Raw genomic sequence first — 12,369 nt, 5'->3', positions numbered from 1 at the left:
GGTTGGTTGTGGTGCGCGGGATTGGGTGGGGGGGGGGGGGGGTGGGTGGGGGGATTGGGTGCGGTGGGCCCGGCCGCCCCCCCCCCCGCCCGGGCCCCCCCCCGTCCGGATCAGAGGCCGGCGGCGTGCGCGGCGGCGGTGCCACCGACCACGGGTAGGACGATGTTGCTGCTCTTCAGCGCGACCTGCAGGTTGGCGGCGGTGGTGTCCGCCTGGCTGGAGTACTGCGGGTAGCTGGCCACGATGATCACACCGATCCGGTGGCCGGGCTTGAAGACGTAGTCCTCCGGCAGCAGCGGGAAGCTGAAGTTGTACGACTCCCCCGGCACCAGCGGCACCGCGACGCGGATCGACTGCCGGTTCTGGGCGTCCATGATGCCCTTGGTGACCAGCTCGTAGTCTGCCGTGGCCACCCGCTTCGTCGTCTGCTTGTAGCAGCCGTCGTCCGTCGGGCTGCTCTGGCCCCAGCAGTCCTCGGTGGTCAGGGTGATGATCCCCTCGCCGGAGGCCCGGTGCGCGACCCGCTCGTCGGTGCCGTAGTCGACCAGGATGGCCCCGAGGTTGGTGTCGGTCTGGTCGGCGGAGGCCCGCAGTTGCACGGTGGGCGTTCCGGAGATGTGCAGCGGCGCGGAGAGTGGCGCGGAGAGGAAGGCCAGCCGGTTGGGCTGCCCCACGTCCGGGTTGAGGATCATGGTGTTCTGGCTCTGCGTGCGGCTGTCCTGGAACGCCCCGGTCGCCGGCTTCGCGGTGGGCACCAGCCCGAGACCGCCCGCGCCGGTGGTGCCGGGCTGGAGGAACACCTCAGTGTCGGCCTTGCCGGGGATCGGCCAGTCGGCGTGGGTCTCCCACACGTCGGCGGACCGCTCCAGGTCCACCCGCGGCTCGTCCATGATGCCGTTGGCGACGCCCTGCAGCCAGAAGTCGAACCACCTGTGCAGCGTCGACACCCATACCGCGCGGCGCGAGTCGAACGGGTCGACGTGGCCCTCCTGCGACAGCCACAGCTTGCGCGGCACGTTGTTCTCCGCCAGGGCGTACCAGAACTTGCTGAAGTGGTCCGGCCGGACGTTGTCGTCGTTGAGGCCGTGGTAGAGCAGCACGCTGGCGGTGACGTTGGGGACCTTCTTGACGTAGCTTCGCTCGTTCCAGAAGGATGTGTAGTCGCCGTGCTCGTCGCCGTCGGCGGCGCCTATCGCGTCGCGCACCGGCTTGCAGTAGTCCCGGCGCTCGGGGTTGGTGACCGTGTTGGCCAGCGACGCCACATAGCTGTTTCCACGGGTGACCACGCCGTTGCTGCGCACATAGTCGTAGTACTCGGTCGGCCCGCTGATGGGCACGACGGTGGTCAGGCCCTTCACGCCGGTCACCGCCGTGGCCATGGCCAGCGAGCCGTCGTACGACTTGCCGATCATCCCCGTCTTGCCGTTGTGCCAGTCCGCCTTGACGATCTCACCGGCGGCGTTGCGGGCGGTGGCCCGGCCGTTGAGCCAGTTGATCGCCTGCTTGGCGCTCAGGTTGTCCTGGTTGGCGTTTGTGGTCGGGCAGCCGGTGGAGTTGTTGGTGCCGACCATGTCCAGCAGGATGACCGCGTAGCCGCGCGGCACGAAGTAGTTGTCGTAGAACAGCGGCCACTTGTCCAGCAGCCCGTCGCCGTCGAGGTCCGCCTTGCACTCGGACTCGTTGCCCCGGCAGACCGTCGAGTAGTAGGGGCTGGCGTCCATCACGACGGGGGCCTTGAGCCCCTGCGCGGTGGCCGCCGGCCGCATCAGGTCGAACGCGATGATGTCGCGCAGACCGTCGTTGTCGCTGTCGAAGGTGGAGTCGATGAAGAGGCGTTCCCGAATGGCGTCGGCGTAGCCGAACACCGGCTGGGTGACGCCGTCCTGGACGACGATCGACGGCGGGCCGTCGGCCGCCTGCGCCTGCGGCGCCACGCCGAGCGCGGCGAGCACCGTCGCGGACAGTACGGCCACGCCTGTGCGCCAACGCGTTCCCACTGTAGCCATGCATTCTCCTTGATGGGTCCGAGGCTGCGTACGCTACGAGCCGGTGGCCGGTGCCACCACCTGCACGTGTAGGAACTTCGCCGGGCGCGGTTCGACGGGGTGCGTCCCTCGCGCGGCGGGGGCAGCCGCGCGCCGGGCACGGGAAGGCCTCGGTGCGACGCCGACCGGTGCCGGGCCGGCGTCGCACCAAGGCGCCTGGGCGACGGGCTACGGCTGGCCGGCCAGCACCAGCTCCCGCAGCCGCTGGTCGAGTGTCGGGGCGTCCAGACCACCGGGCCAGCCGCGGAGCAGGGCGCCACCCTTGGCCACCAGCACGACGGCTGGCGGCTCCCGCACCGCGTACGAACGCCAGATCGTCTGCTGGTCGTCCAGGACGACCGGATATTCCACCCGGTGGGCGTGCAGATAGTCCTGGACCTCGTCGGCCTGGTCCGCGCCGGCCACGCCGACGAAGACCACCCGGTCCCGATAGGTGCGGGCAAGCTCGCTGACGGCGGCCTGGCGGCTGGCGCAGGTGGTGCACCAGGAGCTGAAGAAGGTGAAGACGACGGGACGCTGCGCCCACACCTCGGCGGCGGCGAACGGTGTGCCGTCGGTCAGCGCGCCGGTGAACGCCGGGGCGGCCGGGGCGGTGCCGGGCGCCGGGCGCAACGCCAGGTCGGCGGGGACCGGCCCGGGCAGCGCCGCCGCCCCTCCGGCGGGCGCCGGGGTGGGCGCGGGCTCGGGCGTGCTGCATCCGCCCAGCAGTGCCGCCGCCAGCAGCAGCGGCAGGAGTGCCAGCCTCATGACGGGACCACCGCCACCAGCGCCGGGCCCTCGCTGCTGTCCGGCGTCAGGTCGAGGGCCGGTCGGCCGTCCACCTCCAACCGGTAGGACGCCCGCTGCGGCACCCGCACACCGACGGCGAACTCGCAGTAGGTGGGCAGGCGCTCGACCCCCAGATCCTCGGCGAAGGCGGCCACCGCGGTTCCCGCCGGCAGTTGCCCGGTGGTCAGCGCCGTCCCGTCCGGATCGAGCACGCGGAACGGCGCTCGGTTGTGGAAGTGCTGGTACGGGCCGGTGCCGGCGCAGTCCACACCCGCGGCCCGGATGTTGATGTCGCGAACCAGGACCCGGACGGTCGTCGGGGAGACCGCCTCCTGAGCGGCGTCGGCGGTGCCGCAGCCGGTCGCGCCGGCCAGCAGCAGGGGCAGCAGAGTCATGATGCTTCGCCGCACGTCATCCTCCTTCCGCCCGCCTGGCGGGTCCGCGGCGCCAGCCGCCGCGGACCCGCCAGAAACGGGGTCAACCTCGGGCGTCGGTCAGGACTTCTCGACCCGGCACTGCTTGGTCACCGTCTTCGTCGGGTCGCTCTCCGAGGTAGCGGTGAGCTTCACGAAACCGGTGTCCGCGGCGGCGGCGGTGGCACCCACCGACACCTTGACAGTGGTGGCCTTGCCGAACTGCGCGGTGGCGAGCTGGTTGGGCAGCCAGGTCCGCCAGCCCTTGCCGGCCACCTCCGCCGACAGGCGGTAGACGTCCGACTTCAGGTAGGCGCTGACGTTCTCCGGGTGCTGCTGCCCGCCGGCCGAGTACGAACCGGTGTTGGTCAGCTCGAACGAGCAGGTCACCCCGCGGTTGGTCGGCGTGCCACCACCGGCCACCTCGCCCTTGCCCAGCGTCACGCCGTGACTGCTCGGCCCGCCGGTGCCGTCCAGCGAACGCACCGCCACCGTGTAGGAGAGCGAGCCGGCCGAGTCCCGCTTGAGGTCGATGATGTAGAAGTGCAGCCGGTTGGCCTCGTCGACGTACTCGTACTGGCTGCCGGTGTCCGCGCCGGCGTGGAACAGCGCGTCGGACAGCTGCCGGTAGTCACCCATGGTGATCTTTTGGGGGGTGCCGTCGGGCCGGTAGAAGTCGATCATGTCGATGTCCTGCGGGTTGGCGTCCACGACCCACTGGAACGGTGCGCTGTCGGCGTTCTTCGTCTTGCTCAGCAGCACGCCGCCGTCCGGGGTGAAGGAGTCCGCGCCCATCCGGTCGACGACCTCGACCGTGTAGTTGTTGAAGTTGCCACCGTCGCACAACGGGTCGGTGCTGACACCGCACGTCGGCGACAGGTCCTTGTTCAGCGCGATGTTCACGCCGCTCAGACCCTTGGGGCCGGCGTCGACCGCCCGGGCCGTGACCTGTGCGACCACCAGCCCGGAGGAGGCCAGCGACTCCCGTGACAACCGCAGCACGTGCTCCTCACCGAGCAGGCCGATCTTGAGCTTGTCCCGCACCGTGTGCAGTGAGCCCATCGAGCCGCCGTTGGTCGGCGGGATCTGCCAGCGGGTGTGCGGACCGCCCGGGCCGTTGAACGACCCGCGCGACATCATGCTCCAGATCCCGGTGTACGCCCTGCGCAACGGCTCGCCGTACGGGTTGTTGTAGTTGTCGCCGATGCCCAGCAGATGGGTCAGCTCGTGGGCGTAGACGCCCATGCCGGAACTCTCCCCCTGCGTCGAGGAGCCGCCGCCGGCGTTCGGCCACAGTGTCGCCGCCGCCTTCCACGAGGTCCAGTCCACGTAGCGGGTCTTCGCCCAGTTCGGCAGGTTGGGGTCCGGTGGGCCCCAGGCGTCCGGCACGTCCTCCTTGTTCTGGAAGATCATCTGCCCGAACTCCTGCCAGGTCGACGACTCGTCCTGGCCAGCGCTGAGGATGAACACCAGTTCGTACTGGTTGGCGACCTCCTCGCCGACGGCTGCCCGCCACGCGCCCAGGCCGTCGGTGCGGATGTTCTTGCCGCACACGTCCCCGCTCGGGCAGGCGCCCGGGTTGAACCCGTTGTCCAGCCCGTACTGGTAGGACTTGGCTGGCATCTGGTACGGCCCAAATCCGGTGAGGTCGACGCCGTAGCGGCCGTTGGAGTCCTGCATCCAGTACTCGTGCAGGGTGTGGCCCTTGTTGAGGGTGTTCGGGGTGTTCAGGAAGTCCTGGTAGAACTTCGGCACGTCGGCCCGGGGGATGTTGGTCGCGACGGACTGCGGGTTGCCGAAAACCGTCGAGCGGGCCCGCTGAGAGACCGCGAACGTCTCGTCAGGATAGTCGAGCGCCACCAGGGCGATCTTGAAGTTGCGGACCGAGCCGGACACGCTCGGGTCGGCCCAGTTCTTACCCGGCACCGCCTTGTAGTCGTTCCAGGTCATCGTGTCCGGGTTCTGCCAGGCCTGCGGGTCGAGGACCTGGAACGGCGCGGTGCCGCCGGCCGGGTTGGCCGGGGCCGCGGCGGCCTGCGCCGCCCCGGTCGCCACGAGCGTGCTCACCACGGCTGCGGCGAGCACGGCCCGCCTCAGCCGGGTTCGGTGGGGGGTAGCACGGTGCACGGAACCACCTCTCGTCGGAGGAAAACGCGGCGCTGGCGTCCCGGTGGGGGGTATCGCGAGACGTCTGTCAGCGGGCCGCGCAGCGAATCTAGGAGTACGGGCCGGTGCCGGTCACCGTGCAGATGTCGGCAGGTGGGCCGGCGACTTCCGACACCTGAAGGACCGGTGCCCACCGGCGGATCAGCCAGGGCCGACCCCGGACGCCGGATCGGCAGTGGCCGCGAGGGCCCGCAGCACGTCCCGGCGCACCCGGTCGGCTGCGGTCCCGGACAGGGGTCCGCGCGGTGGGCGGCACCGACCGCCGAACCGCCCGGCGCACTCCATGGCGAGCTTGACGGCCTGCACGGCCTCTGGCCGCGAGGCCCAGCCGAGGATCGGGTGCAACTCGGCGTAGAGCGGCAGCGCCCGGCCCAGGTCGCGGGCGGCGCACAGCTCGTACAGGCGCACGGCCTGGCGGGGCAGCGCGTTGGGCAGGGTGGCGACCCACCCGGTGGCGCCGCACAGCACCAGTTCGAGCACCACGTCGTCGGCGCCGACCAGCACGTCCACGTGCGGGCAGAGGTCCCGAAGGCGGTGCAACCTGCGTACGTCGCCGGTGACCTCCTTGACCGCGACGATCCCGTCGATCTCGGCGACGGTCGCCAACAGGTCCGGCGTGAGATCCAGCCGGGTGTCGTGCGGGTCGTTGTGGGCGATCACCGGCAGGCCGACCGCCGCCACCTCCCGGTAGTGGGCGACCACGTCGGCGGCGCGGGCGGCAGGCCAGTCCGGAGGTCGCGCGAGCACGCCGTGGGCGCCGGCGTCGGCGGCCTGCTCCGCCCAGCGGCGGGCCTGCCTGCTGCCGTAGCCGCCGACTCCGGGCACCACCGCGCAGCCGGACGGCGCGGCCTGCACCGTCGCCCGCACCACGGCGGCCCGCTCGTCGTCGGAGAGGGCCCGGTACTCCCCCATCGACGCGCACGGCGCGACCCCGTTGCACCCCTCGGAGGCGAGCCAACTGACGTGTTCCTGGAGCTGGTCGAAGTCGACCGACAGGTCGGCGCGAAACGGCGTGGTGACGGCGGCCAGCACGCCCCGCCAGGGCCTACCAGTTCCCACTCGGAAACCCCCTCCCCGGCGGCACCGCCTGTCCTTTCACCCACACCGTGCGCGGCGGCGCTGGTGCGGTTCGTACCGGAACCCTAGGAACGTGTGTCGTCCCGGTCTTCGGACAGATGCCGGAACAGCCGCGTCGCCGCCCGTCTTTTTGTCGTGACTTCGACAGTGGACCTTGCGCGATGCCCCACCCGCATCGGAGGGTAAGGACTGGCGGTCGCGCGATCCCTGTCACCAGCGCAACCAGGGGAGTTTCATGCACGGTGAGCTCCAGCGAATCGTCGACGCCGTCGCCGCCCGGGTGGGACGACCCGCCCTCATCGAGGACCGGCGACAGCGGGTGGTCGCCTACAGCGAGCACGACGGCCCGATGGACGACGTCCGCCGGTCGTCGATCCTGCGCCGGCAGACGACACCGGAGGTGATCGCCTGGTTCCGAGGCATGGGCGTGCTCACGGCGCACGAGCCGGTCCGCACCCCGGCGTGCCCCGAGCTGGACCTGCTGGCGAGGGTCTGCGTGCCGATCCGGCACGACGACCTGCTGCTCGGGTTCGTCTGGTTCATCGACGCGGACGGTTCGATGACCGACGCCGACATCGCCACCGCGACCGGCCCCTTCACCGACCTGTCGCTGGCCCTGTACCGGGAGAACCTGCTCGGTGAGCTCGCCTCGCAGCGGGAGACCGAGGCCACCCGCACCCTACTGGTGGAGAGCCGGCAGGCACGCGAGCACGCGGCGCGGGCGTTGCTGGAGGAGGGCGTGGTGGTCGCCGACGGGTCGACAGTCGCGCTCGTCGCCCAACTCGTGCCGGCCGGCGGGCGGCAGCCCGACGAGGTGGCCCGGATCGCCCTGGAGCAGGCCCTGGTCACCACCCGCCGGTGGATCGGCGTGCGGGAGACGCTGCACCTGGTCTGGCACGACCACGGGGTGCTGCTGGTGTGCGGCGACCGGATCGCCGGCCGCCCCTCGCCGGAAGCCTCCGCCGGTCACCTCGACGAGGCGTTGGGCACCGCGACCCGGGGCCTGGCCTCGGTGGACCGGACCGTGACCGGGATCGGTCAGCCCCGCGCCGGGCTGTCCAGCGCGGTCGAGTCCTACCAGGAGGCCGCGCAGGCCGCCCGGGTCGGTGCCCAACTGCCCGCGCTGGGCCGGATCATCTCCTGGGCCGGTCTGGGCATCTACCGGGTGCTGTCCCAGCTGGACAGTCAGCACCTCGACGTCGCGGGCGTCCATCCCGGGCTGGAGAGGCTGCTGCGCGACGACGCCCACCAGGTTCTGCTGGAGACCCTGGAGGCCTACCTGGACCTGGCGGGCAACGCCCACGCCACCGCCGAGAAGCTCCGACTGCACCGGACGACCCTCTACTACCGGCTGCAGCGGGTGGAGCAGCTCGCCGGGACCGACCTCAAGGACGGCAACGAGCGGCTGTGCCTGCACCTGGCCATGAAGCTCGGTCGGCTCAGCGGCCATTACCGCACGCCGTGACGCCACCGGCGCCCGTGCTGCCACCATGGGTAGCCGCGCGGCTGATCTGAACGGCCGAGGGGACGGGCCTCGTCACACGAGACGGGCCATCCAGCCGTACGGGTCGGCGGCCCTGCCGTACTGGATGTCGAGCAGGTGGCGGCGCAGCCGCATGGTCACCGAGTCCTCGGCACCGGCCTTCGGGGCCGTCACCTCGCCGCCCTCCCAGACCAGGCGCCCGACCGGGGTGACCACGGCGCCGGTGCCACACGCGAAGACCTCGGTGATCGCGCCGGACGCCACCCCCTCCTGCCATTCCCGGATTTCCACCGGGCGTTCCTCGACCTCCAGGCCGAGATCCTTGGCAAGGACGAGGATCGATCCCCGGGTGACGCCCTCGAGGATGGTGCCGAGTTCCGGTGTGATGATCCGGCCGTCGGCCGTGATGAAGTAGAGGTTCATGCCGCCGAGCTCCTCCACGTAGCGGCCCTCGGCGGCGTCCAGGAAACAGACCTGCTCACAGCCGTGCTCGGCGGCCTCGACCATCGGCGCCAGGCTGGAGGCGTAGTTGCCGCCGCACTTCGCCTCGCCCGTGCCGCCCCGCGCCGCCCGGGTGTACTCGGTGGAGAGCCAGATGGAGACCGGCTTGACGCCACCGGAAAAGTACGCGCCGACCGGGCAGGCGATCACCATGTAGGTGATCTCCTTCGCCGGGCGAACCCCCAGGAACGGCTCGGACGCGAACATGAAGGGCCGCAGATAGACGCTGTATTCGTTTTCTTCGGGCACCCACGCCTGATCGGCGCGGACCAGGCCCTCGACCGAGGCCATGAAGTCCGGCACCGGCAGTTCGGGCAGTGCCAGCCGCCGAGCGGACCGGGCGAAGCGCTCGCCGTTGGCCTGCGGCCGGAACGACCAGATCGAGCCGTCACGGTGCCGGTACGCCTTCATCCCCTCAAAGATCTCCTGGGCGTAGTGCAGGACGGCCGCCGCCGGGTGCATGAGGATCGGGCCGAAGGGGATGATCTCGGAGTCCTGCCAGCCGCCGTCCGGCCTCCACACCGCCCGTGCCATGTGGTCGGTGAAGTACGTGCCGAACCCCGGATTCGCCATGATCTCGGCTCGCCGCTCCGCGCTCGCCGGGCTCGGATTCTGATGCAACGGGAACGACAGGCTCATGGCCGGGTCCTCTCAATGGCCGCATCCCTGGGCGCTCAGGTCACCGAGAACGAACACGCAGGGGAATCTTGTCGGATGACAGGTGCAGAATACCGACCGTATTGTCGCCGATCGTAGAGACAGTGCGGCGACTCGGAGGGACGGTGCGGCCGTGAGCCGGGGTGACGAGCAGATCGCCGCGGCCGCCGAAAGCGCCGCCCGTCAGGTGGTGGGCCGGGTGGTCGTGTGTGCGGGCACCGACCTCGTCGACGTCGACGACATCCGGGGGCTGCTGGCCCGGCAGCCCCGGTTCGCGGAGCGGCATTTCACCCCGGGAGAGCGCGCCTACTGCCTGCTGGAGCGCGACCCGGCGGAACGCTTCGCCGTCCGTTTCGCCGCCAAGGAGGCGGTGTTGAAAGCCCTCGGGACCGGCCTGACCGGGGTGGCCCTGCGGGAGATCGAGGTGATCCGCCGTCAATCCGGGCAGCCGGCCCTGGCCCTGGCCGGGCGCGCAGCGGCGCTCGCCGAAGCGGCCGGTGTCCATTCATGGCTGGTCACCCTGACGCACAGCCGGCATTTGGCTTATGCCTTCGTCGCGGGCGTCGGTCAACCATCCTGAGCATCATTTCCTTTAACCGATCCTCCAAGTTGGACATACGGCTCATATCATTTTATTGATGGGCCGATGCCGCATTATTGGCCTTTAGCGGAGCTGCGCCAAAGGTTCGGTGCTGACCATGGGCAGATAATTGCAGCACAATCGGACAAAACAAGAGGTACGCAAGATGATCAATCAACCCTAGGCACTGGCGTCTATATCCCAAATGGCGAGAGCGGTTTGACGGAGGCGGAGCAGCGCCGCAGGATTCCGATCAAGGGGTTCCTCGGGGGATGAGCTACTTTCGTGCATACTTCGAGGTGCATCAGGGGTGGGATGCCGAAGGGCGTCGATGTTGCCGAGAGGATAATGTGGAGCCACGCACGCTCTCTCAGGTCCTGGAATTCGAGCGTCGCATAGTGCCGGTCGCCGGCCTGATCCGCGCGGCACAGACCCGCGGCGACAGCGACCAGGCGACAGCGCAGCTCGACCTGCTCTGCCGCGAGGTCGAGCAGCTCGACCCGCTGATGCCGGCGAGCCAGATCGCGGCCACCGTGCACGACCTACGCGCCTGGTCAGACTCCGGTTTTCTGGAGAAGCCGGCCTTCGACGCGACCCGTGACACAGTTCCCGCACCGGAGGACGGGAAGGTCGCCGCCTTCGTCGGCCCGGTCACCCTTCCCAACGGCGACGGCTCCCACGGCGCCTTCCTCGAGGCCTTCACCGTCGTTCGCCAGGACCCGGCCTGCACCGCCGAGCTGCAGTCCCGCTATCCGCACGACAAGGCGGTGTTCCAGTCGACCCGTCTCCTTTCCGCCTCCCCCGGATTGCGTGACGGAAACTGCGTGGTCTTCTTTCCGGAAAACATTCCGACAGCTACGCCGACAGTGGATCAGTCGTTCGCCTGGTTCTTCTTCAACCGGCACACGACCATCTACGCCCGCACGCTGGAAATCGTGGCCAGACTCTGTGGTTCCGGCTCACCGTTCGCCGGCACGACTGTGCTGACGTCCGCCGACGTCGACCCGGAGGACGTCTATCAGGCTCGCTGCGTCTGGGGCTACCTGCACGACTACTACCACCACACCGGGCCCCGTCCACTGGATCAGCACCTGGCCTTGAAGACGAAATGGCGCACCGGTCTCGCCGAGGAGCTCAAGGTCGACCTGAAATCGGCGATAGCCTGCTACGAGGAATCGGTGCCGTACGGCGACGTCATCTTCGAGTACATCATTCTGGAACGGCTCTTCCGCTACCCGGCCGAGCCGCGCCCGTTCCGCAACTTCGACTCCGGCACCGGCTTCGCCCTCGGCACGTGGCTTGCCGAGCACGGCCTGTTCACCGTCGGCGACGACGGCCGGCGCAGGCTGGCCAGCAAGGCGGAGATCGTCGCGTCGGCCAAGGAGCTCGTCCGGACGATCGAGGAGTTCGAGGCGATCACCGACGACGAGACCTATCGCGTGACGATCACCGATTTCCTGTACGAGCGACTGTTACTGGAGCCGGAAAGAAAGACGGACAGGTGCGGCGGCCCCCGGGCATCCCTGAGCCTCTGGGGCAGTGAGGTCCATGTCTGACCGAACCTTGACCAGCACCGACCGTGCCGCTGCCCTTCGCGATCCCGGTTTCTGCCGTTTCCACACGGACAACACCGCCGTCGTCAATTGGTCGGCCGACCATGGCTGGTCCGACTATTCCATCGAGCCCTACGCCCCGCTGACCATGGATCCCGGCACCCTCGTGCTGCACTATGGTCAGAGCGTCTTCGAGGGCCTGAAGGCGTTCCGCCAGCCCGACGGCTCCGCCGCGTTGTTCCGCCCCGCCGACCATGCCCGCAGGCTGGCCCGATCGGCACGGCGGCTGGCGATGGCCGAGATGCCGGCCTCCCTGTTCCTGGACGCCTGCGCCCACCTCGTCTCCGCCGACGACAGCTGGATTCCCGGGGAGCCAGGCCAGGGCCTCTATCTGCGCCCGCTGATGATCGCGACCGAATCCGAACTCGGGCTCCGTGACTCTCGGCGCTACCGGTGCACCTTCCTGGCGTATCCGGCCGAACCGTGTTTCGGGCGGGCTTTCACGCCGATCTCCGTGCTGACCTCGGCGGGCACGGTACGCGCCGTACGCGGCGGCATGGGTGAGGCGAAATGTTCCGGCAACTACGCCGCCAGCCTGCTGACCCGCAAGCAGGCCAACGCGCGCGGCTACGACGAGGTGCTGTGGCTCGACGGCCTCGAGTTCCGCTGGGTCGAGGAGCTCAGTGGCATGAACGTCTTCTTCGTCTGGCGCCACGACGACGAGCGTCACGGCGTGCGGCTGACCACCCCGCCGTGCCAGGGATCGATCGTGCGGGGGGTGACCCGCGACTGCGTCATCACCCTCGCCGGTGATCTCGGCATCCCGGTCGCGGAGGAGCCGACCTCGATCGACGCCCTCATGACCGGTGCCCAGTCCGGACAGCTCGTCGAGATGTTCGCCTGCGGGACCGCCGCCGTGGTCGTGGCGGTCAACCGGCTCGCCCACGGTGACGACGACGCGATGGTTGGCGGCGGCCAGGAAGGCGCGGTGACCGCCCGGGTCCGGCACACGCTCATGGAGATCCAGCACGGCGACCGTCCGGACACCCACGGATGGCTGCGGAGCGTACGCAAAGACCTTGCATCCGTTCACAGCTCGACCGACCGACAGTAAGGGAGATGGCGG

The 12,369-nt window shown here is 69.9% G+C and carries 10 protein-coding genes; 4 read left to right on the top strand and 6 right to left on the bottom strand.

The annotated features are described in order from the left end of the window. Positions 1-110: 110 nt before the first annotated feature. The 5 genes from ABZU74_RS13410 to ABZU74_RS13390 all read right to left on the bottom strand — a co-directional run bounded on the left by ABZU74_RS13410 (position 111) and on the right by ABZU74_RS13390 (position 6,451). The gene (locus tag ABZU74_RS13410; RefSeq protein ID WP_355422420.1) at positions 111-2,006 is read right to left on the bottom strand and encodes a CocE/NonD family hydrolase; all 1,896 of its coding nucleotides are present in this window, start codon (positions 2,004-2,006) and stop codon (positions 111-113) included. 207 nt (positions 2,007-2,213) lie between these two features. After that, the gene (locus ABZU74_RS13405; RefSeq protein WP_355422417.1) at positions 2,214-2,792 is read right to left on the bottom strand and encodes a redoxin domain-containing protein; all 579 of its coding nucleotides are present in this window, start codon (positions 2,790-2,792) and stop codon (positions 2,214-2,216) included. Continuing rightward, entirely contained in the window at positions 2,789-3,223 is a 435-nt protein-coding gene (locus tag ABZU74_RS13400) for a hypothetical protein (protein WP_355422414.1), read from the bottom strand. Before ABZU74_RS13400 ends, ABZU74_RS13405 begins: the two co-directional genes overlap by 4 nt. Positions 3,224-3,307: 84 nt before the next feature. After that, on the bottom strand, positions 3,308-5,353 hold the full coding sequence (locus tag ABZU74_RS13395; protein ID WP_355422411.1) for a M6 family metalloprotease domain-containing protein: 2,046 nt from the start codon (positions 5,351-5,353) through the stop codon (positions 3,308-3,310). 180 nt (positions 5,354-5,533) lie between these two features. Beyond that, on the bottom strand, positions 5,534-6,451 hold the full coding sequence (locus ABZU74_RS13390; RefSeq protein ID WP_355422408.1) for a dihydrodipicolinate synthase family protein: 918 nt from the start codon (positions 6,449-6,451) through the stop codon (positions 5,534-5,536). Between the two features lie 253 nt (positions 6,452-6,704). On the opposite strand from ABZU74_RS13390, the gene ABZU74_RS13385 reads away from it, so the two are divergent. After that, entirely contained in the window at positions 6,705-7,934 is a 1,230-nt protein-coding gene (locus ABZU74_RS13385; protein ID WP_355422405.1) for a helix-turn-helix domain-containing protein, read from the top strand. A gap of 72 nt (positions 7,935-8,006) precedes the next feature. Here ABZU74_RS13385 and ABZU74_RS13380 read toward each other — a convergent pair whose 3' ends face one another. After that, positions 8,007-9,092, bottom strand: a complete 1,086-nt coding sequence (locus tag ABZU74_RS13380; RefSeq protein WP_355422402.1) for a branched-chain amino acid aminotransferase — start codon at positions 9,090-9,092, stop codon at positions 8,007-8,009. A 151-nt stretch (positions 9,093-9,243) separates the two neighbouring features. Here ABZU74_RS13380 and acpS point away from each other — a divergent pair, with 151 nt between their 5' ends. The 3 genes from acpS to ABZU74_RS13365 all read left to right on the top strand — a co-directional run bounded on the left by acpS (position 9,244) and on the right by ABZU74_RS13365 (position 12,357). After that, positions 9,244-9,690 carry a holo-ACP synthase gene (acpS, locus tag ABZU74_RS13375; protein ID WP_355422399.1) on the top strand — a complete coding sequence of 149 codons (447 nt, stop codon included), beginning with the start codon at positions 9,244-9,246 and terminating at the stop codon, positions 9,688-9,690. A 272-nt stretch (positions 9,691-9,962) separates the two neighbouring features. Next, on the top strand, positions 9,963-11,246 hold the full coding sequence (locus ABZU74_RS13370; protein ID WP_355422396.1) for a DUF6421 family protein: 1,284 nt from the start codon (positions 9,963-9,965) through the stop codon (positions 11,244-11,246). Beyond that, positions 11,239-12,357: a branched-chain amino acid aminotransferase gene (locus ABZU74_RS13365; RefSeq protein WP_355422393.1), complete on the top strand. Its 1,119-nt coding sequence runs from the start codon at positions 11,239-11,241 to the stop codon at positions 12,355-12,357. Before ABZU74_RS13370 ends, ABZU74_RS13365 begins: the two co-directional genes overlap by 8 nt. The last annotated feature ends 12 nt before the right edge of the window (positions 12,358-12,369 follow it).

The organism is Micromonospora sp. NPDC005171, from assembly GCF_040608575.1.
Lineage (GTDB): Bacteria > Actinomycetota > Actinomycetes > Mycobacteriales > Micromonosporaceae > Micromonospora.
Note: the sequence above shows the minus strand (reverse complement) of the source record. Positions and strands in the feature narration are given on the sequence as shown.

Bases quoted from the DNA above. Each gene is read 5' to 3' on its own strand.
- ABZU74_RS13410 (WP_355422420.1), bottom strand. From the start codon at position 2,006: ATGGCTACAGTGGGAACGCGTTGGCGCACAGGCGTGGCCGTACTGTCC.
- ABZU74_RS13405 (WP_355422417.1), bottom strand. From the start codon at position 2,792: ATGAGGCTGGCACTCCTGCCGCTGCTGCTGGCGGCGGCACTGCTGGGC.
- ABZU74_RS13385 (WP_355422405.1), top strand. From the start codon at position 6,705: ATGCACGGTGAGCTCCAGCGAATCGTCGACGCCGTCGCCGCCCGGGTG.
- ABZU74_RS13380 (WP_355422402.1), bottom strand. From the start codon at position 9,092: ATGAGCCTGTCGTTCCCGTTGCATCAGAATCCGAGCCCGGCGAGCGCG.
- ABZU74_RS13370 (WP_355422396.1), top strand. From the start codon at position 9,963: ATGAGCTACTTTCGTGCATACTTCGAGGTGCATCAGGGGTGGGATGCC.
- ABZU74_RS13365 (WP_355422393.1), top strand. From the start codon at position 11,239: ATGTCTGACCGAACCTTGACCAGCACCGACCGTGCCGCTGCCCTTCGC.